The 20,182-nt window shown below is 68.1% G+C and carries 20 protein-coding genes; 11 read left to right on the plus strand and 9 right to left on the minus strand.

Translation table 11 applies throughout. The features are described 5' to 3' along the window. Window positions 1-2: 2 nt before the first annotated feature. Window positions 3-1,148 (plus strand): branched-chain amino acid ABC transporter substrate-binding protein, encoded by a 1,146-nt coding sequence (locus tag U5771_RS30515; protein WP_322027410.1) that lies wholly within the window; start codon window positions 3-5, stop codon window positions 1,146-1,148. A gap of 53 nt (window positions 1,149-1,201) precedes the next feature. Here the strand turns inward: U5771_RS30515 and U5771_RS30520 are convergent, their stop codons facing one another. After that, entirely contained in the window at window positions 1,202-2,080 is an 879-nt protein-coding gene (locus U5771_RS30520; RefSeq protein ID WP_322027411.1) for a mechanosensitive ion channel family protein, read from the minus strand. Window positions 2,081-2,408: 328 nt separating this feature from the next. On the opposite strand from U5771_RS30520, the gene U5771_RS30525 reads away from it, so the two are divergent. After that, the gene (locus U5771_RS30525; RefSeq protein ID WP_322027412.1) at window positions 2,409-3,779 is read left to right on the plus strand and encodes a M23 family metallopeptidase; all 1,371 of its coding nucleotides are present in this window, start codon (window positions 2,409-2,411) and stop codon (window positions 3,777-3,779) included. A gap of 184 nt (window positions 3,780-3,963) precedes the next feature. On the opposite strand, the gene U5771_RS30530 is transcribed toward U5771_RS30525, so the two are convergent. The 3 genes from U5771_RS30530 to U5771_RS30540 form a co-directional block, all read right to left on the minus strand. After that, window positions 3,964-4,689, minus strand: coding sequence for a fucose-binding lectin II (locus U5771_RS30530; protein ID WP_322027413.1), 726 nt, complete (start codon window positions 4,687-4,689; stop codon window positions 3,964-3,966). 193 nt (window positions 4,690-4,882) lie between these two features. After that, window positions 4,883-5,701: a fucose-binding lectin II gene (locus tag U5771_RS30535; RefSeq protein ID WP_322027414.1), complete on the minus strand. Its 819-nt coding sequence runs from the start codon at window positions 5,699-5,701 to the stop codon at window positions 4,883-4,885. Between the two features lie 127 nt (window positions 5,702-5,828). Next, the gene (locus U5771_RS30540) at window positions 5,829-6,218 is read right to left on the minus strand and encodes a fucose-binding lectin II (protein WP_057926312.1); all 390 of its coding nucleotides are present in this window, start codon (window positions 6,216-6,218) and stop codon (window positions 5,829-5,831) included. Here U5771_RS30540 and U5771_RS30545 point away from each other — a divergent pair. Continuing rightward, entirely contained in the window at window positions 6,217-7,308 is a 1,092-nt protein-coding gene (locus U5771_RS30545; RefSeq protein WP_322027415.1) for a hypothetical protein, read from the plus strand. The genes U5771_RS30540 and U5771_RS30545 overlap by 2 nt on opposite strands. 115 nt (window positions 7,309-7,423) lie before the next feature. Here the strand turns inward: U5771_RS30545 and U5771_RS30550 are convergent, their stop codons facing one another. Then, on the minus strand, window positions 7,424-8,233 hold the full coding sequence (locus U5771_RS30550; protein WP_322027416.1) for a TlpA disulfide reductase family protein: 810 nt from the start codon (window positions 8,231-8,233) through the stop codon (window positions 7,424-7,426). 229 nt (window positions 8,234-8,462) lie between these two features. Beyond that, window positions 8,463-9,476, minus strand: coding sequence for a hypothetical protein (locus U5771_RS30555; protein ID WP_322027417.1), 1,014 nt, complete (start codon window positions 9,474-9,476; stop codon window positions 8,463-8,465). A gap of 236 nt (window positions 9,477-9,712) precedes the next feature. Between U5771_RS30555 and U5771_RS30560 the strand changes: the two genes are divergently transcribed. After that, entirely contained in the window at window positions 9,713-10,438 is a 726-nt protein-coding gene (locus tag U5771_RS30560) for a class I SAM-dependent methyltransferase (RefSeq protein ID WP_322027418.1), read from the plus strand. Between the two features lie 45 nt (window positions 10,439-10,483). On the opposite strand, the gene U5771_RS30565 is transcribed toward U5771_RS30560, so the two are convergent. Further along, window positions 10,484-10,960: a GNAT family N-acetyltransferase gene (locus U5771_RS30565; RefSeq protein ID WP_322027419.1), complete on the minus strand. Its 477-nt coding sequence runs from the start codon at window positions 10,958-10,960 to the stop codon at window positions 10,484-10,486. Window positions 10,961-11,089: 129 nt separating this feature from the next. Here U5771_RS30565 and U5771_RS30570 point away from each other — a divergent pair, with 129 nt between their 5' ends. After that, a complete protein-coding gene (locus U5771_RS30570) occupies window positions 11,090-12,568 on the plus strand; it encodes a PLP-dependent aminotransferase family protein (RefSeq protein WP_322027420.1) in 1,479 nt (492 codons plus the stop codon). A gap of 54 nt (window positions 12,569-12,622) precedes the next feature. Here U5771_RS30570 and U5771_RS30575 read toward each other — a convergent pair whose 3' ends face one another. After that, on the minus strand, window positions 12,623-13,660 hold the full coding sequence (locus U5771_RS30575; RefSeq protein ID WP_322027421.1) for an aldo/keto reductase: 1,038 nt from the start codon (window positions 13,658-13,660) through the stop codon (window positions 12,623-12,625). A gap of 128 nt (window positions 13,661-13,788) precedes the next feature. Between U5771_RS30575 and U5771_RS30580 the strand changes: the two genes are divergently transcribed. The 4 genes from U5771_RS30580 (at window position 13,789) to U5771_RS30595 (ending at window position 17,152) form a co-directional block, all read left to right on the plus strand. Then, entirely contained in the window at window positions 13,789-14,676 is an 888-nt protein-coding gene (locus U5771_RS30580; protein ID WP_322027422.1) for a LysR family transcriptional regulator, read from the plus strand. A 170-nt stretch (window positions 14,677-14,846) separates the two neighbouring features. Further along, a complete protein-coding gene (locus U5771_RS30585; RefSeq protein WP_059464945.1) occupies window positions 14,847-15,146 on the plus strand; it encodes an ArsR/SmtB family transcription factor in 300 nt (99 codons plus the stop codon). A gap of 20 nt (window positions 15,147-15,166) precedes the next feature. Next, complete coding sequence (locus tag U5771_RS30590) at window positions 15,167-16,519, plus strand: pyridoxal phosphate-dependent decarboxylase family protein (RefSeq protein ID WP_322027423.1); 1,353 nt, start codon at window positions 15,167-15,169, stop codon at window positions 16,517-16,519. Between the two features lie 165 nt (window positions 16,520-16,684). Beyond that, complete coding sequence (locus tag U5771_RS30595; RefSeq protein WP_322027424.1) at window positions 16,685-17,152, plus strand: cupin domain-containing protein; 468 nt, start codon at window positions 16,685-16,687, stop codon at window positions 17,150-17,152. A gap of 21 nt (window positions 17,153-17,173) precedes the next feature. On the opposite strand, the gene U5771_RS30600 is transcribed toward U5771_RS30595, so the two are convergent. Beyond that, on the minus strand, window positions 17,174-17,848 hold the full coding sequence (locus U5771_RS30600; RefSeq protein ID WP_322027425.1) for a metalloregulator ArsR/SmtB family transcription factor: 675 nt from the start codon (window positions 17,846-17,848) through the stop codon (window positions 17,174-17,176). Window positions 17,849-18,047: 199 nt separating this feature from the next. Between U5771_RS30600 and U5771_RS30605 the strand changes: the two genes are divergently transcribed. Both U5771_RS30605 and U5771_RS30610 read left to right on the plus strand, forming a co-directional pair. Continuing rightward, window positions 18,048-19,292: an MFS transporter gene (locus tag U5771_RS30605; RefSeq protein WP_322027426.1), complete on the plus strand. Its 1,245-nt coding sequence runs from the start codon at window positions 18,048-18,050 to the stop codon at window positions 19,290-19,292. 14 nt (window positions 19,293-19,306) lie between these two features. Then, window positions 19,307-20,128, plus strand: a complete 822-nt coding sequence (locus U5771_RS30610) for an SDR family oxidoreductase (protein WP_322027427.1) — start codon at window positions 19,307-19,309, stop codon at window positions 20,126-20,128. The last annotated feature ends 54 nt before the right edge of the window (window positions 20,129-20,182 follow it).

A 20,182-nucleotide genomic window follows, 5' to 3' on the forward strand; every position in this document is an offset into this window, starting at 1 on the left:
ACATGAATCGACATCAGAAGCAGACGGCATGCGCGGCCGCGGCCGCGCTGGCGTGCGCACTATTCGCGCTGCCGGCGCACGCGGACGAGGTCGTGCGCATCGGGCACGTCGCGCCGCTGACCGGCGCGATCGCGCACCTCGGCAAGGACAGCGAGAACGGCGCGCGGCTCGCGGTCGAGGAGATCAACGCGAAGGGGCTCGTGATCGGCGGCAAGAAGGTCACGCTGCAGCTCGACGCACAGGACGACGCGGGCGACCCGCGCACCGCGACGCAGGTCGCGCAGCGGCTCGTCGACGACAAGGTGGTCGGCGTCGTCGGCCATCACAACTCGGGCACGTCGATTCCGGCGTCGCGCGTCTATCGCGACGGCGGCGTCGTGCAGATCTCGCAGGCCGCGACCAACCCGACGTACACGCAGCAGGGCTTCAAGACGACCTATCGCGTGGTCGCGACCGATGCGCAGCAAGGGCCCGCGCTGGCGATGTACGCGGCGAAGCAGATGGGCATCCGGACGGTGGCCGTGGTCGACGATTCGACCGCGTACGGGCAGGGTCTCGCGACCGAGTTCGAAAAGGCGGCGAAATCGGCCGGGATGAAGATCGTCTCGCGCGACGCGACCAACGACAAGGCGATCGACTTCCGCGCGATCCTCACGAAGATCAAGGGCGAGAACCCCGACGCGATCATGTACGGCGGGATGGACGCGACGGGCGGCCCGCTCGCGAAGCAGGCGCGCCAGCTCGGCATGCGCGCGAAGATCCTCGCCGGCGACGGCGTGTGCTCGACCGACCTGCCGAAGCTCGCGGGCCCGGCATCGGACAACGTCGTGTGCTCGGAAGCCGGCATCGCGCTCGAGAAGATGCCGGGCGGCGCGGCGTTCGTGAAGCGCTACGAGGCGCGCTATCACCAGCCGATGCAGGTGTATGCGCCGTTCTCGTACGACGCGGTGTACATCATCGTCGACGCGATGAAGCGCGCGAACGCGACGGACCCGGCGAAGGTGCTGGCCGCGATGCCGGCGACCGACTATCGCGGCGTGATCGGCGAAACGAGCTTCACGCCGCAGGGCGACCTGAAGCACGGCGCGATTTCGGTGTTCACGTACAAGAGCGGCAAGAAGGCGCTGCTCGATATCGTGAAGATGTGACGCAGGCGGGGCGCTCGATCGCACGGTGTCGCGCGATCGTGTACCCCGACGCTTTACGACGCCTGGGCGCGGCGCGGGTCGACCTGCTGCGGCAGCCGTTCGACGTCGTGCACGATGTGCAGTTCGCGCGTGCGGATCGGCAGCGCGCAGTCGGCATCGGCGAGCGTCTTGCGCACCTGGCGCGCGAGGCGCCAGCGCATCGCCCAGAACGTGTCGGTGTGCGTCCACACGCGCATGTTCGCGATCGCCGTGCTGTCGTCGAAGCGCATCACCATCACGTCCGGTGCCGGTTCCGTCAGCACGTCGGGATCGGCTTCAGCCAGCGCGCGCAGCGCGTCGAGCGCACGATCGATGTCGTCGTGTACGGACACTTCCACTTCGAGATCGAGACGGCGCGTCGGATTGCGCGTGTAGTTGCGGATCGCGCTGCCCCACAGCGCGCTGTTCGGCACGTATTCGCAGATGCCGTCCGGCTTCGTCAGCCGCGTCATGAAGAGCCCGACCTCGTCCACCGTCCCCGCGACGCCCGTACCGCCGTCGATGAAGTCGCCCACCTTGAACGGCCGCAGCAGCAACAGCATGATGCCGGCCGCGATGTTCTGCATCGTGCCCTGCAGTGCGAGCCCGATCGCGAGGCCGGCGGCGCCGAGCACCGCGACGATGCTCGCGGTTTCGATGCCGAGTTGCGACAGCGCGCCGACGATCGCGACGATGCGCACGCCCCACACGGCGACGTCGCAGAGAATCGGCCGCAGCGTGTCGTCCACGCGCTCCTTGTTCGCGAGCACCCGGTGCAGCCAGTTGCCGATGCGCTTCGACAGCCACCAGCCGCCGACGAGCAGCGCGACAGCGGCGCAGAGCTTGATCGACAGTGTGGATAACGCGTTCCACAGGAACGTCCAGCGTTCCGGATGAAGATGATCGAGAAACATGACGGGATTCCGGTTTGAGGACAGAAGGCGCGACGGGCGGCACGCCCGCCGCGGTCGGGCAGGCACGCGGTCGTTCGCGGGCAACCCTCGACTGTACACGGCGTGTGGTGGTTCGCGCGAACGCATGGGGGCGGATCTCGCGCGATTTCGCGGCGAAATTTCGAATTCGATTGTGTACGAAGAATTTATAAAAACAAATCGGACTAGTCCTATTCATCGATGTTGATTGCGCCGATACACTCGCTTCCAGGCTATCGGATCGCGACGCTCTTTCCTTCGCGACATCCGGTTCTTTTCCAGCTTTTCATTGATAGCGAGTGACGACGCGATGCGGTTCGACCTGTGTTTACGTCTCGCACGCGAACAAGGTCGAGCCGCGCGACGCGGCGCCATCCGCTTGCCGATTCGCCGCGCGCTGCTGCGCGGTGTCGTTGCGGCGGCATGGCTTGCCGGCACACAGGGCGCGATGGCGCTGGCATCCTCCGATGCCGAACCGTCCAAGCCCGTGGCGGCACAAGCGGCCGACCTTGTCGACGTGCCTTTCTTCAATTCCACCCGCACCCTCTGGGGCGGCTTGCTTGCGTCGACGGTGGCGCCGGGCATCGCGCCGGAATCGACGGCGGCGCGTGTGCATGCGGACACCTATCCCGGCATGTTCGTCGTACGCGCTGGCGCCTGTGCGCCGTACGTTGTCCTCTGCGATGCGGCGCGGGGTGCGATCGAGCGCGGTTACAAGGGGCGTTTCGATTATGGTTTTGTATCGCCGCTGCCCGCGATCGGCGCGCCTTCGGCATTCGAATCGCGTCGTACCGATCTGGCATCCGCCGAACCGTTCGTGCTCGCGGAGCAGACGAACGGCACGCGTGCCGGTGCGATCGACGGTAGCCTGCGTGCGTCGCTGGCGCGTGCCGAATTGCCTGACGGTGTCGCGGCGCAAATTACCCGCATGTTGGCCGGTCGTATCGACCCGAGGCTGCACGGCGTGACCGGCGACACCTTCCGTGTCGCATTCGAATCCGATGACGATGCGGCACTGCCGGGCGGCGTACGCGTGACGGCGCTCGACATCCGCTTTCGCGGCCAGCGCGTCGCGGCCGTCTGGTTTGCCCCCGGCGCGGGTGTGCCGGGCGCCTATTACGATCTCGACGGCATGCCGTTCGCGGGCACCCGGTTCGCGATGCCGGTCGTGTCGACACGCACCAGTTCGCGCTTTGGTGCGCGCGTGCACCCCGTGACCGGCGCGCGCCACGTGCATTCGGGCGTCGATCTTGCCGCGCCGACAGGGCGCGCGGTCCGTGCCTCCGAGCGCGGCGTCGTGACGTTCATCGGCACCGAGCCGCGCGGCTACGGCAAGTATGTGGTGATCCGTCATGACGGTGGCTATGCGTCGTATTACGCGCACTTGTCGGCGTTCGAGCCGACGCTGCGAACCGGTGCGCGGGTCGCCCGCGGTCAACGGGTGGGTGCGGTCGGCAGTACCGGGACCGCGACCGGCCCGCATCTGCACTTCGAGGTCCGGCGACATGCTCGTCTCGTCGATCCGATCGACCTCGTGCAGGCGGCCAAGGCGGCGAAACTGAAGGGTGAACAGCGTGTCGCGTTCAACCGGGTGGCCCACGCCGCGCGCACGCAGTTGGCCGCGGCCAGCTGGACGTCGCCGCTCGCGATGTCGCCGCGCGGCGCACGGCACGACGGCTGACGTCGCGACGTCGACATGTTCGCCCGGCGTGCAGGGTGCATGCGCGACCACGTAATGTTTGAGGCAGTCCATCTGGTGCTTCTCATGCGCGTGCGCGACGTTCTCGACGTGCAGCGACGGCAATAACGGCAATCGCCGGGCGAATCAGTGCCCGGCGATTGCCTTCCCGGTGACGGTCAGCCCATCAACCCAGCGGCCAGTTCAGGATCGCGATGCCGTCGTTGTAATCGCCGTCCGTCCCGTCTTCCGACCCGACCAGCCCGAAATAGGTCTTCTTGAAGATGTCGACCTGACGCGAGCCGATCTTCGACGGCTTGCCGTTCGCGGTCACGACCACGCGCACCTTCCCCTTGCCCGAGTTCACGATCTGCGTGTTCAGGTTCGCGTCCTGCGTGCCGGCGCCCTGGAACGTCACGGCCGGTTTCGGGTTGTCGTCGACAAAGACTTCGATCGTCTGCTGCGCGGACGAATTGACCAGCGCCGTCACGCCGAACGCAATGTTCGGCGGCAGGTTGAAGAGGCCGTCGCGTTCGCCGCCGCCGGTCGTCGTGGTACCCGGCTGCGGCGTCGCCTTCGAGAAGTAGTTGACCACCGCACCGACGCCGAACTTCGCCGCCGCGCCGGGCAGCACGCCGGGTGCGCCGGCCCACGTCACCGTGCAGGCGATCACCTGCCCGGCCGCGTCGGCCTTCACCTTGTTCTGCCAGCTGCCGACGTCGAAGCTGTACGGGATGGTCGCGATGTCGACGAACACGTCGTATTGCGGCAGCTTTTCCACGAGCTGCGCGGTCATGAACTGACGCATCCGGTCGAGCACGGCCTGGTCGCCGTTCGATTGCACGGCGGTTGCATCGTTGCCGGCGAGTTGCAGCAGGGCGTACAGGTCGTTATGGGTAAACGGTTGTGACATGTCTTCCTCGTCTCAATGGAATGTCTCGCATCGCGCGACCGGTGAGCGGATCTCGCCGTTGTCGCGCACGGAGCACAGCGTGGGACTGCAAGTGACTGCTCGAATGAATCGATTCGCAATGTGTGGATGGCCCCGTCGCCATTGCGGGTTCGACAGCGGCGCGCACACCACGCCGCGTCGCGCATCGCCGGGTTCAGCCCAGCGGCCAGTTCAGGAACACGATGCCGTCGTTGTAGTCGTCGTCGGTGCCGTCCTCCGAGCCGACGATCCCGAAGTACGACTTCTTGAAGAGATCGACTTGCCGCGAGCCGATCCGCGACGGCTTGCCGTTCGCCGTCACGATCACGCGCACGCGTCCCTTGCCGGAGTCGAGCACCTTCGTGCCGAGGTTCTGGTCCTGCACGCCCGCGCCCTTGAACGTGGCGGCCGGTTTCGGGTTGTCGTCGATGTAGATGTCGATCGTCTGGTCGTTCGCCGCGTTGGTGAGCGCGGTCACGCCGAACTTGATGTTCGGCGGCAGGTTGAACGTGCCGTCGCGTTCGCCGCCGCCGCCGATGTTGCCGGCACCGCCGCCGGTTTCGGCGCCTTGGTTTCCGCTGCCTTGCGACGACGATTGCGCGGCCGTTTCACCGATCGCGGAAATGCTCGCGTACGAGTCGATATGCATCGCGCTGCCGCGCACGCTCTTCCACTGGCCTTTCACGAACGTGACGCCGCTGCCGACGTCGATCGTCGCGACGAGCGTGAACGGCATGCGCCCGGTGCTTTCGGGCACCTTCGACGAATAGGTGAAGCAACCGTCCGCGACGACGCCCTTATCGGTCGCAATCGCGAAATAGATGCCCGGGAAGTTGTTGCCGGTCGCGTACGGCGTCGGCACGTTGAGGATGACCTGCAGTTTCCCGTCGCGAATCTCTGCCCTGGCGATGTCGATATGCAGGCCGGGGATGTCGACGTACGTCTCGGACGTGACGACGGGCGCGCTGTTGATCGAAGCCGAAAGAAGCGGCATGGAAGTCTCCGGTGGTAACGCGGTGTTCGATTGGGGTGCTGCGTGCGGGTCCGCTCGATGGGGGCGAACCGCCGGCCGGCCCGCAGGCGGCAAGCTGGCGGCGGTCGGTCGCCGATCGCGCGTCAGGTCAGCCGATCGGCCACTGCAGCACGACGATGCCGTCGTTGTAGTCGCTGTCGTGACCGTCTTCCGACACGACGATCCCGAAGTTGACCGTGAACGGCGAGCCGTCCGACTTCTTGCCGTTGATCGGCGCGAGGCGCGCATCGGTGGCCGACGTCTTGCCGTTCACCGTCACTTCGAAGCGGAGCTTGCCGTTGCCCGAGTTCAGCGTGGCTTCGCGCGGGCCGTCGCGCGTGGTCAGCTTGTGATAAGCGGCCGGTTCCTTGCTGTCGCCGATGAACAGCTTGATGTGCTGCTGCTCGGCGGCATTCGCGAAGAAAATCGCGCGGAAGTCGGTGTTCGGCGGAATCGAAAACTCGCCGGCGCGATTCGAGGACGTTTGAGAGTCGGCCATGCTTTTCTCCTGGAAGTCGATGGATATGGCACTTCACCGTGTCGCGCAAACGTTTGCCGTTTCAAACACGGTTCGGCCAGCATGGCGAAAAATAAATAAAAAAATATTCGGCCAGGAATGGAAATTGTTCAGAAAATCGGAAATTGAAACAGTCCGATTTAATGATGAGTTTTTAATGGAATGTCGATCGATATATTTGCGAAATTATATCGATGCGTGTCGCGCTTTTTTGAATAATGAATGGAGCGCAGGCGGGAGTGGTGAGAATGGCGAGCCGATCCGGCTTCGGAGCAGACGCTCGGCGTTCGCATATGGCAGCGTGTTGTTTCAACATCGTCTTTCTCTGTCGTGGCCGCGCCCACCGGCCACCACCGAACGCCCACGCCGAAACGGGATCGCAACGGAGAGGGGTGCGGCGCCGACGAAGCTCAATGACCGGCTCACTCCGAACTTGAACAGGGCAATTCACCGGCACCGCACCCGACGAAGCATATCGGCCTGCTGTCGCGGCGCCTATCGGACGAGACTGATTTTTGCGCGCGATATTGCCGTGCGCCGGCCTGATACACCTGACAGGCGATCAATTTCGAGATTAGCGGTATCGTGCAAGGAGCGCGTGCGCTCGATATTCGGCGGCATTTTTCATTTAATCGGCCCGTTGCCGGGCCCTCACGAGGACAGTGCGATGACGAAACCCGATAGTCTGAAAGGCGAGATCAAGGGACAGGCTCAGGACGCAGACCGTCACAACCTGGCGCGGCCCGCCGTGAACGGCGCGTTGTGGGCGCGCGGCCTGACGACGCAGCGGGTGGCCGACCTGTTCAGGACCCTACCCGGCCTGCCGGGGCACTGGATGCAGCTGCAGAACGAAGTCAACGCAGGGAACCGCTATTTCTACGGTGTCCAGAACGGCCACCAGACGACCGACGAGGGCAAGGAACTGATCCGCTGGATCGCCGATGCGGTGGTCGGCGCCGCGCAAAAGGCGGGATTCGATTTCCCGCTGCAGCAGCTCAGGTTTACCGCCGACACGGGGTGGCTGAAGCTTCAGCGCGTGTCGGGGCGCGTGATGGTGTTGTCGAGGCCGTAAGCGTCGCGGGTGGTGGTCGACGTGCTGGCGTGTCGTGGGTCGAGTCAGTTGCTGCAGCGGGAACGCGCACTGCCGTCGGCGCTCGATCATGGCCTCGAGCAGGCTGCCGACGGCATCACTGACCGAAGCGCTGCGCCACGGCGTCCTTCAAGCGCGCGGCGGTGATCTCGCCCATGTGCGATTCGACGAGTTCGCCTTTCGCATTGAAGAACAGCGTCGTGGGCAGCCCGCGCGACCCGTACGCATGCATCGCATGCAGCGACGGATCGAGCAGCACGTTGTCGAAATGCAGCCCTTGCTGTTCGAGGAATGCGCGCACGGCTTGCGCGTTTTCCCCCTGGTTGAGCATCAGCACCGTGATGCCGGGCTGATCGCGCTGCGCCTGTTCGAGGATCGGCATTTCGCGCCGGCACGGCGCGCACCATGTCGCCCACAGGTTCACGACGACCGGCTTGCCGGCGAAGCGTTGCGGCAGCACGGGCGTCGAATCGAGCGCTTCGAGCTGCATCGCGGCGAACGGCGGCGCGGTGCGCTGCAGTGTCGCCAGCGTGCCTTGCGCGATGCCCCATGCGGCGAGACCCGCGACGATGCCGGCCGCCACGGGTTTGCGCAGCGCGGGCAGGCGACGCAGCCGCCACACGGCGAACACGAGCGCGACGGCGACGCCGATGCGCCAGTCGAAGCCGCCGTCACCGAGTGCGACGATGGATCGCGGCGTCGTCGCGTATTCGCGCCACCATTGCGCGACATAACCGATACGCGCGGCGACCAGCCCGAGCAGCAGCACGTCGAGGACCAGGCTCGACGCGCTCTTGTGATGTCCATCGGGCGGGCGGCGCTGGATGAAGCGGGCAACGAGCCACGCCAGCAGCGCGGCGGCGGCTACCGCGACGACGCGGATCGAGAAGGGACCGATGCTCAACATGGGAAGAAAAGGGGGCGGGGATCGTGGATCGACCGGTGAAGGCGGCGCCGTCGACGGTCAGGTGGCGTTTCGACCCGACGCGACGCACGCGGGTTCCCGTCGTGACCGCACGATATGCGTCGCCCGACGCATGTGAATCGCAGGCCGGGCGCGGGCATTCAGGACGACGTCGCTTTCATCGGGGCCTCGCGATGCATCAGGCCGACTGACGATCGCGCACGTTCGGTAATTACTGCCTGTTTCCGACCGAGCCGGAAGGCGCACCGCCAAGCCGGTACGCGGTGAAGAACTCGTACCACGGCGAACCTTGCCCGACCGGCACGCCGAGTGTCGACGTCCGCTGCTTCAATGCCGTGAACACGTCGTTGATGCGTGCGGTCTGAGCGGCATCGCTGAACGGACGCGGCTTCGCCTTGCCGGCCGCGAACGCGCCGTAGGCGATCGCGAGCAGGCGCGCGCTATCGTCGATCGAGAAGATCGACCCGTTGATCGCTTCGACCAAGCGCGGCCGGTCCTCTTCGCGCGAGGCGGCGATGCACTGAAACACGATCGCCGACACTTCGTGCAGGTCGTTCGTGCGCAGCAATGCCGGCAGGCGCGCGGCGATCCGGTCGGCCGGTTCTTCATGCAGCGCGGCGGCGAAGTCGAGCACGGCGGCCATCGGATTGCCGTCCTGCTTCACGCGATCGAGCGCCGATGCAGGCGAGGTGGCCGCCGCTTGCGAGACGTCGCCCGACGCGGCGCGCAGCACGTCCGCGACCTGCTGCTGCCACGCCGGAAAGATCATCCGCACGTTGCCGAACTGCTCGCCGCCTTGCGCGGCCGGATTCCACCGATAGACGATCGTGCCGCCGTGAATGAACGGCGAATACAGATGCTCGGCCGTTTGCGGCAGCGGCCGCCGGTTGATCGGCAGCCACGCGAGCGTCAGCCAGTCGTAGCGGCCGGTGGCGGGCACCGACGGGCTGGAACTCGCGACAACCTGCCAGGTGCCGCGGTTCGCATAACGCCGGCGCGCGTCGGGCACGGTGACGGTTTGCCGTTTCGCGGTATCGAAGTAGGTATTGCCGGTCACGTTTTCGCCGCTGTCCGGGGCCGGCGTGAGGGTGGCGATGACCCACGATGTTCCGTCGGCCGAACGGTAGTCGGACGGCTGCAGCGTGGCGACGTCGTGCACCATCCGCGTTTCGGCGGCGACGGGGCTCGGCGGAAGATCGGCGGGGCCTGCGACGATACTCGGCATGGACTTTCCTCGGAATCGGGGGCGTATCGGCACGCGCCCTGAGCGCGAACCGAACCCGAACCGAACTCGAACGATAGGCGGCCGCGCATGTCGTCTCTCGTAACTGTAGAACGCCGCCGCCGGAAACGGAAACCGGCCGCGGCGGCCCCACGTCGCGCAACGCGCTCACGCGCACCGCCGCTTCGGCTTACCATGCGCATCCTGGGCCGGCACGACGAACACCATCGGGAGCGAACATGACCGACACCAAAGCCATTACGGAACACTGGACGCACGTCGCCGACCAATGGATCGACTGGGCCGGCAGGCCGGGCCACGATGCGTTCTGGAAGTATCGCGACGGGCTGGCGGCTTACCTCGGCCGCGGCACCGGCCGCGCACTGGAGATCGGCTGCGGCGAGGGCCGCGTGAGCCGCGAGCTGAAGGCGCTCGGCTACGACGTGACCGCGAGCGACGCGGTGCCCGCGATGCTCGACGCCGCGCGTCGCGGGGATTCCGCGCACCGCTACGCACTCGCCGATGCGGCATCGCTGCCGTTCGATCCGGCCAGCTTCGATATCGTCATGGCGTACAACGTGCTGATGGACCTCGACGACATGGCGGCCGCGTTGCGCGAGGCGCGCCGCGTGCTGAAGCCGGGCGGGCTGCTGTTCGTGTCGCTCGTGCATCCGTTTCGCGATCGCGGGCGTTTCGCGGGGCCGCAGCCCGACGCGCCGTTCGTGCTCGAAGGCACGTATTTCGGCAGCGAGCATTTCGAGGGCGTGGAAACGCGCGACGGGCTGTCGATGCACTTCGCGGGCTGGTCGCTGCCGCTCCAGGCCTACATGGATGCGCTGGAGGCGGCCGGCTTCGCGATCGTGTCGCTGCGCGAGCCGCCGCCCGATCGCGCCGACACGGACACGCTGAAGCAGTGGTCGCGCGTGCCGCTGTTCCTGTGGATCAAGGCGCGGCCGCTGGATTGAAGCCGCCGCGGCCGCGCATCGTGCGGCCTGCGGCACGCCGCATGATCAGCGCGGCAAGACCTTCCGGTAGATCACGAAGCCGGTGTTCTCCGCGACGGTGTCGTAGAGCCGCATCGCCGTGTGATTCGTCTCGTGCGTCTGCCAGTACACGCGTTCGGCACGCTGTGCCTGCGCGGCGTCGTACACGGCTTCGATCAACGCGCGCCCCACGCCCTTGCCGCGTTCGCTCTCGAGCGTGAAGAGATCCTGCAGATAGCAGGTCGGGCCGACGAGCGTCGTGCTGCGGTGATACAGGAAATGCACGAGTCCGACGAGCCGGCCGCCGCGTTCCGCGACGCGTGCATGCACGGGCTCGTAGCCGTCGAAGAAGCGCGACCACGTGAGCTGCGTGATCTCGCGCGGCAGCGCGGTGTCGCCGAAGCGGCCGTAGAAGCGGTTGTAGCCGTCCCACAGCGGCAGCCAGCGGTCGAAATCGTCTTCGCGCACGGGGCGTACGGTCAGGCCGGTGTCGGTAGCGTTCATGGTCGCGAATTCTCGAGAATGGATGGATGAAGCGTTGCCGGCGCGGCCGGAAACGAGCGCAGACGTCTACGATAGAAAGTTCGTGGCACCATGTGTAGACCCATGACATCCCCACATTCTGGAGCCACGATGGATTACGCGGTGCTGCTGTCGACCTTCGAGCGCGAGGCGGGGCCGCACGCGGCATCGCGGATGTCGCAGCAGCAGCGGCTCTACGCGTGCCTGCGCGACGCGATCCTGAGCGGCCGGATCGCCGAAGGCGCGCGGCTTGCCGCATCGCGCACGCTGGCCGACGAACTCGGCATCGCGCGCAACTCGGTGCTGTACGCATACGAGCGGCTCGCGTCGGAAGGGTTCGTGACCGGCACGCGGCAGGGCACGGTGGTCGCGCGGATGGGCTTGCGCGGGTCGCAGGTCGCCGCTGCGGCGCCCGCCGGCGATACGGCGGTGCTGTCGCGGCGCGTCGCGCAGGCCGAGCGCGCGACGAGCGGCCTCGATGAATCGCTGCCGTTCATGCCGGGCGTGCCGGCCGTCGACGAATTTCCGCTCGCGCAGTGGCGGCGCTGCATCGAACGCGCATGGCGCACGGCGGGGCCGGCACAGCTCGGCTATCAGTCCGCGGAAGGCGATGCGGTGCTGCGCGACGCGATTGCCGGCTATCTGCGCGCGTCGCGCGGTGTGCGCTGCGACGCCGCGCAGGTGATCGTCACCGACGGCACGCAGGGCGCGCTCGACCTGTGCGCCCGCGCGCTGGCCGACGCGGGCGATGTCGCCTGGATCGAGAACCCGGGCTACCACGGCGCGCGCAACGCGTTTCTCGCGGCCGACCTGCGCGTCGAGCCGATCGGCGTCGATGCGCAGGGGCTGGCGCCGCATCCGGACGACTGGCGCGATCGTCCGCCGAAGCTCGTCTACATCACGCCGTCGCACCAGTATCCGCTCGGCGCGGTGATGGGCCTCGAACGGCGGCTCGCGCTCGTCGCGCAGGTACGCGCGGCCGGCGCATGGATCGTCGAGGACGACTACGACAGCGAGTTCCGCCACCACGGCACGCCGCACGCGGCCGTGCAGGGGCTTGCCGACGACGCGCCGGTGATCTACCTCGGCACCTTCAGCAAGGTGATGTTCCCGGCGTTGCGGCTCGGCTTCATGGTCGTGCCGCCCGCGCTTGCGCAGCCGCTGCGCGACGCGGCGGGCGCGCTGATGCTGCAGGGCCGCGCGGTCGAGCAGCGCGCGCTCGCGGACTTCATCGACGCCGGGCATTTCACGCGGCATCTGCGGCGCATGCGCCGCGTGTATGCCGAGCGGCGCGACGCGTTGCACGACGCGCTGGCGCGGCGGCTGGGCACGCGGCTGACGGTGTCGGGCGGCGCGGGCGGCATGCATCTTTCCGCACGGCTCGACGTGCCGGTGGCCGACACGGCACTGAGCCGCGTCGCGCAGGCGCACGGGCTGATCCTGCGGCCGCTGTCGTCGTTCTGCATGCCGGGCACCGCGCACGGCTACAACGGGCTGGTGCTCGGCTACGGCGGCGTGCCGGCCGAGCGGATGGACGCGCTCGCGCGGCGGATCGGCGAGATGATCGACCGCGTGCTGGCCGCTCGGTGACGGCCGCCGCGCCGATCCGCCGTTGCGTCGGGGCGCGACGGTCCGCCGGCCGGCTTACCCGCGCATCGGCGGATTGAGCCGCGCGAACGCGTCCTGCCGGCGGTACGGGAAGTACGGATACGGCGCTTCGACCGCGCTCGCCGCATCGAGCGTCGCGATCTGCGCATCGGTCAGCGACCAGCCGACCGCGCCGAGGTTCTGGCGCAACTGCTCCTCGTTGCGCGCGCCGACGATCACCGACGACACGGTCGGGCGCTGCAGCAGCCAGTTCAGCGCGAGCTGCGGCACGGTCTTGCCGGTTTCCTCGGCGAGCTGGTCGAGCACGTCGACGATGCCATACAAGCGCTCGTCATCGACCGGCGGCCCGTAGCTGGCCGTTTCATGCAGCCGGCTGCCGGCGGGAAGCGGCGCATTGCGGCGAATCTTGCCGGTGAGCCGGCCCCAGCCGAGCGGGCTCCACACCAGCGCGCCGAGCCCCTGGTCCGCGCCGAGCGGCATCAGGTCCCACTCGTAGTCGCGGCCGACGAGCGAGTAGTAGACCTGGTTCGCGACGTAGCGCGACCAGCCGTGCCGGTCGGCTACAGCGAGCGATTTCATGATCTGCCAGCCGGCGAAATTCGACACGCCGATGTAGCGCAGCTTGCCCGCGCGCACCAGGCCGTCCAGCGTCGACATCACTTCCTCCACCGGCGTGGCCGCGTCGAACGCGTGAAGCTGCAGCAGGTCGATGTAGTCGGTATCGAGGCGGCGCAGCGCGTCGTCGACCGCGCGGATCAGCCGCGTGCGCGACGTGCCGGCGTCGTTCGGGCCGCTGCCGGTCGGCAGGCCCGTCTTGGTCGAGATCAGCACCTGGTCGCGCCGGCCGTGGATCGCGGCGCCGAGCACGCGCTCGGATGCGCCGTCCGAATACACGTCGGCCGTGTCGAACAGGTTGACGCCTGCTTCGAGGCAGATGTCGACCAGGCGGCGCGCTTCGTCGACGCCCGTGTTGCCCCATGCGCCGAACAACGGGCCGGTGCCGCCGAACGTGCCTGCGCCGAAGCTCAGCACGGGAACCTTGAGGCCGGAGCGGCCGAGCGTGCGGTATTCCATGTCGTGTGTCCTCTCGTCGTCGAGGCCGGCGCGCGCGGGCGCCGACAAGGTGAGCGTTCACTCTAGCGCTTGCGGTTCATCCGGATAATTGGGCAGACTTCGAAAATATCCTTCGGAGGAAGCGAAGAATGCTGCTCGACAACCTGGCGCTGTTCCTGCGTATCGTGGAGAAGGGCGGGCTGGCCGCGGCCGGCCGGGAGGTCGGCCTGTCGCCGGCCACGGTCTCCGAGCGGCTGGCGGCGCTCGAAAGCTACTACGGCGCGGCGCTGCTCACGCGCACGACCCGCGCGATCAGCCTGACCGACGAAGGCCGCACGCTGGTCGCGGGTGCGCGGCGGCTGCTCGCCGAGGCCGACGAACTCGAAAGCCGCGTGCGGCTCGGCGCGCAGACGCTGTCGGGGCCCGTGCGGCTGAGCGCGCCGGCCGATCTCGGGCAGGCGCGTGTCGTGCCGGTCGTCGACGCGTTCCTGGCCGAGTATCCGGGCGTCACGGTCGACCTGCATCTCGGCGACGGCTACGTCGATCTCGTCGGGCAGGGGCTCGACTTCGCGATCCGGCGCGGCACGCTCGCGGACAGCGCGCTGCGCAGCCGCTCGCTCGGCCGTTCGCGCCGCGTGGTGTGCGCCGCGCCCGCGTATCTTGCCGCGCACGGCACGCCGCGGCATCCGGACGAACTCGCCGCGCACGACTGCATCGTGATGCGCTTCGGCCAGGAGCTGTATGCCGAGTGGCCGTTCCGCATCGACGATGAACTGAAGCGCGTGATGGTGCGCGGCCGGCGCGTGGCCAACGACGGCGCGCTCGTGCGCGCGTGGTGCGTCGCGGGGCACGGGGTTGCGCTGAAGTCGCTGCTCGACGTCGAGCAGGATCTCGCGTCCGGCGCGCTCGTCGAGATCCTCCGCGACTTCTCGCCGGGCGAAGTCGACCTGCAGATCGTCTATCCGGGTGGGGCGGTGCAGCCGCGGCGCGTGCGGGCGTTGATCGAGCGGTTGACGGAGGCGTTGGCGGCGGGGTGATCGCAACCGGATCGCGACTCGCCGGACGCGATGTGATGACGCCGGATCCGGCGCATGAGCGGACCCGGCCGCCTCCAGCACGGCATTCAACGCAAAAAATCGTCCGCCAGACCGGTTGTCCACGTTTCGTCATTTAGCTAATATTCAAAACGTCAAACGAGACCGAACCCATGGACGACGTCACCCGCATCAGCGCACTGGCCAACGAAAGCCGTCTGGCCGTGATGCGCTGGCTCAAGCAGCCGCGCAAGCACTTCCCGCCGCAGCCGCACGGCGACTTCGACGAACTCGGCGTGTGCTGCACGTACATCACCGAGAAGCTCGGCATCGCGCCGGCGACGACCACGCGCCACATGCGCATCCTCGCGGATGCCGGGCTCGTGCAGGCGACGCGCGTCGGCAAGTTCACGTACTACAAGCGGATCGACGATGCGCTGCATCAGTTGGGCCGCGATCTCCTGCAACTCTGATCTTCACAGAGGCAATCGACATGGATGAACTCGCCCTGCTGGCCGACGCCGACCGGCGCGCGCACGCGTATCTCGCGGCGACCAACCAACGGCGCGCGTATCCCGACGCGGCCGCGCTCGCCGGTCTCGCGGCCTTCGACGAGCCGCTGCCCGATACGGGCCGCCCGGCCGACGACGTGCTGCGTCTGCTCGACGACAAGGGCACGCCCGCGACCGTCGCATCGAACGGCCCGAACTACTTCGGCTTCGTGATCGGCGCGACGCTGCCGGCCGCCGCGGCGGCCGAGCGGCTGATGCTCGCGTGGGACCAGTGCGCGTCGTCGTTCGCGAATTCGCCGGTGGCCGCGACGATCGAGCGGCAGGCCGCGCGCTGGGTCGTCGACGTGCTCGGGCTGCCGGAAGGCAGCGCGGTCGGCTTCGGCACGAGCGCGACGGCGTGCACGCTGGTCGCGCTGGTTGCCGCGCGGCGTGCGCTGCTCGCGCGCAAGGGCTGGGACGTCGACGAAGACGGCCTGAGCGGCGCACCCGAGGTGAAGGTCGTGCTCTCCGAGCTCGCGCACATCACGGTGAAGAAGGCGCTGCGCGTGCTCGGCTTCGGGATGAAGCGCCTGATCGTCGCGCCGGTCGACCCGCACGGCCGCATCGACCCCGCGCAATTGCCGCCGCTCGACGACATGACGATCCTGTGCGTGCAGGCCGGCGAAGTGAACACCGGTGAATTCGATCCGTTCGCGGCGCTGATTCCACCCGCGAAGGCCGCCGGCGCCTGGGTGCACGTGGACGGCGCGTTCGGACTGTGGGCGCGCGCGTCGTCGAAGCGCGCGCTGACCGACGGCATCGACGGCGCGGACAGCTGGACCACCGACGGCCACAAGTGGCTCAACACGCCGTACGACGGCGCGATGGTGATCTGCCGCGACGCGGCCGCGCTCGCGACCGCGATGAACAGCGATGCCGTCTACCTGAGCGGCGCGCAGGATGCGCAGAAGAACCTGAACCTCGAGTTCTCGCGGCGTGCGCGCGGCATTCCGGTGTGGGCCGCGCTGCGCGCGCTCGGCCGCGCCGGCGTGGCGACGATGGTCGAGCGGCATTGCGCGCAGGCACAGCGCGTCGCGGACGGCCTGCGCGCGGCCGGCTACGACGTGCTGAACCGTGTCGTGCTGAACCAGGTGCTGGTGCGCGCCGGCACCGACGACGAGACGATCGCGATCCGCGAGGCCGCGCAGGATTCGGGCGACGTGTGGTTCGGGCCGACCGTGTGGCAGGGGCGGCCGGCGTTCCGGATCAGCGTGTCGTCGTGGCGCACGGAGGACGAACACATCGATCGACTCGTCGCGTTGCTGACGAAGCTGCGCGGCGTGCACGTGGGCTGAGCGGCGGCGGCGCGTGCGTCCCGCGCGCGCTGGCGGCGCGGCGCGGGGCGGTGTGCGCGTACGCTTTTCTGGTCTGCGTGAAAATGTCGGACAATGGCGCGGCATGCACGCCGCGCCGGCCCGGGCGGCGCGTTCAACCGCTGCATTCACGCTGACGAGATCCCCATGTCCACGACACCTCCCCGGGAGCTGCTGAAAGCCGCTGACATCGCGAAGATGGAACCGACGCGCGCGGTGCATTCGCTCAATCCCAACGCCGTTCGCCTCAAACGTCAGCTCAGCGACCTGACCGGCCTCACGCAGATCGGCGCGCACCTGCTCACGCTGATGCCCGGTCACGAATCGGCCGAGTATCACCGCCACCTGTACGAAGAAGAATGCGTGTACGTGCTGTCCGGCACCGGCTCGGTCACGATCGGGGAACGCACGTGCGAAATCGGGCCGGGCGATTTTCTCGGCTTTCCGCGCGGCGGCGACGCGCACACGTTGCAGAACACCGGCGAGGTGCCGCTGGAACTGTTCATCCTCGGCCAGCGCCTCGAACACGACGTCTGCGAATACCCGAGAATCGGCAAGCGGCTTTACATCGCCGGCGAGCTCGAGGATTTCGTCGACCTGCCGACGCGGCCGTAACCGGCGCACGGCGCATCTACATCACGCGGCGGTGTCGGTCTCGACCGCGAGGCCGGCCGCCTTCCACTCCGGAAACCCGTCCTCCAGCCGCGCGGCCTTGAAGCCGCGCGCGCGCAACGCGGCGACGGCTTCGAACGCGAGCACGCAGTACGGGCCGCGGCAGTACGCGACGATTTCGGTGTCGACCGGCAATTCGCCGAGGCGCGCTTCGAGGCTCGCGAGCGGAATGTTGCGCGCGCCCGGCAGATGCCCGAGCGCGAATTCATCCTGCGGGCGCACGTCCAGCAGCGTGACGAGCCCGTCCGCGAGCCGCGCGGTCAGCTCGTCGCGCGACACCGGCTCCAGCGCATCGCGCGCATGGAAGTAATCGCCGAGCACCTGGTTGACCTCGGCGACATTGCGTTCGCCGACGCGACCGAGCGCCTTCATCAGCACGACGACCTCGCTGTCGCCGGCCAGGCGGTACACGATGTGCTTGCCGCGCCGCTCGGTATCGACGAGGCGCGCGCGCCGCAGGATCTGCAGATGCCGCGACGTGTTCGCGAACGTCATTCCCGACAACGCCGTCAGTTCCTCGACCGCTCGCTCGCGCTGCGCCAGGTGCTCGAGCAGCTCGATCCGGCCCGGGTGGCCGACCGCCTGCGCGACCTCGGCGAGGCTCGCATAAATCGCTTGCTTGGGTCCCGTGCTTGACACGTGGCCTCTCCTCGATCAATCATTCATCAAATTGATTGAATGTTACCGCATCCGCGGAACCGGGACAATCCGATGAGCCTCAGACCATTCCTGCCTCCCGATACGGGAGGCATTTCATACCCGTTCGGCCGCGGCCGCAAGGCGGCCGGCGCGGTCGATGCGGCCGATGCGGGGCACCGCGCCGCGGGAGGCTAGCGCGATGACGGCGAACCTCGCGGGCCCGCGCGGCGAACGCGCGGTACGGCTCGGCCTGCGCGAGAACTGGCGGCAGTTCGCGCTGCTGGTGCTGGTCAACGCGTTCGTCGGCGGGATGGTCGGCATCGAGCGCACCGTCGTGCCGCTGATCGGCTCCGAACAATTCCATCTCGAATCGACCGCGCTCATCACGTCGTTCATCGTCAGCTTCGGGCTGGTCAAGGCGTTCGCGAACCTCGTGTCGGGCCAGCTGGCCGACAGCTGGGGGCGCAAGCGCGTGCTGGTCGCCGGCTGGCTGCTGGGCCTGCCGGTGCCGTTCATGATCATCGCCGCGCCGGACTGGGGATGGGTGGTCGCGGCGAACGTGCTGCTCGGGCTGAGCCAGGGGTTCGCCTGGTCGATGACGGTGATCATGAAGGTCGACCTCGTCGGGCCGAAGCGCCGCGGCCTTGCCGTCGGCCTCAACGAATTCGCCGGCTATTTCGCGGTCGGGCTCACCGCGTTCCTGACGGGTTATCTCGCGAGCCGCTACGGGCTGCGGCCCACGCCGATCTATCTCGGCGTGTTCTACGCGGTCGCGGGCCTGCTGCTGTCGATCCTCGTCGTGCGCGACACGCGCGACCATGTGCGGCTCGAAAGCGGCACGCCCGCCGGCGCATCGGCAATGTCGTTTCGCGACGTGTTCATGCTGACGTCGTTCCGCGACCGCAACCTGTTCGCGGCGTCGCAGGCCGGCATGATCAACAACCTCAACGACGGCATGAGCTGGGGCATCTTCCCGCTGTTCTTCACGACGCTCGGGCTCGGCATCGAGCGGATCGGCATCCTGAAGGCGGTTTATCCGATCGTGTGGGGCAGTTGCCAGATCGTCACCGGCCCGCTGAGCGACCGCTGGGGACGCAAGGGGCTGATCGTCGCCGGGATGTGGGTGCAGGCGGCCGGGCTCGCACTGACCGCGCTGACGGGGCAGTTCCGCTGGTGGCTGGTCGCGAGCGTGCTGCTGGGCGTCGGCACCGCGATGGTCTATCCGAGCCTGATCGCGGCGGTGTCCGACGCATCCGAGCCCGGCTGGCGCGCGCGGTCGCTGAGCGTGTACCGCTTCTGGCGCGATCTCGGCTACGCGATCGGCGCGCTGTCGGCCGGCCTCATGGCCGACCGCTTCGGGTTTGCCGATGCGATCCTGGTGGTGGCCGCCGTCACGTTCGCGTCGGGGTGGGTCGTCGCGCTTATGATGCGGGAACGCCACTGACAGGATTCCACGCCATGGACGCGCCGCATCCGCCGATGAATGCCCCGATTTCCGACACGGAACCTGAAACCGAAACCGTTGCCGAGCCGCGCGCGTCGCGGGTGCATCGGCCCGTCGCGCTCGTCACCGGATCGACGTCGGGAATCGGCGCGGCCATCGCGCGACGCCTGGCGGCGGACGGCTACGCGGTGATTTTGCATTCGCGCAACTCCGCCGCGACCGGTCGCGCGATGGCGCGCGAACTCGGCGCGGCCTACGTGCAGGCCGATCTCGCGGACGATGTGCAACGCGTGCGGCTGATCCGCGACGCGCTGGCGGTGCACGGCCGCCTCGACGTGCTGGTCAACAATGCGGGCGTCAGCCGCGTGATTCCGCATGACGATCTCGCCGCCGCGACGCCCGACGTGTGGCGCGAGATGCACGAGATCAACGTGATCGCGCCGTTCCGGCTCGTCGCCGAAGCGCAGCCCGCGCTGCTCGAAGCGGCGTCGAGCGGGCGCGCCGGTTGCGTCGTCAACGTCAGTTCGCATGCGGGCGTGCGGCCGAAGGGCGCGTCGATTCCGTACGCGGCGGCGAAGGCCGCGCTCAATCACACGACGCGCCTGCTGGCACGCACGCTCGCGCCGGCGATTCGCGTCAATGCGGTGGCGCCGGGGCTCGTCGATACGCCGCTGACTGCCGACTGGACCGACGCGCAGCAACTCTGGCGCGAGCGCGCACCGATGCGCCGCGCGGCAACGCCGGACGACGTCGCGCAGACGGTCGCGATGCTCGTCGCGTCCGATTACGTGACGGGCGAGATCGTGATGCTCGACGGGGGATTGAACCTGACGTGATCGCGAACGGTTGATGCGGTTGGTGTGGTGAGGTGGTGAGGTGGTGAAGCGGTG

The sequence above is a fragment of the Burkholderia sp. BCC1977 genome (genome assembly GCF_905339595.1).
In the GTDB taxonomy this organism is placed as follows: domain Bacteria; phylum Pseudomonadota; class Gammaproteobacteria; order Burkholderiales; family Burkholderiaceae; genus Burkholderia.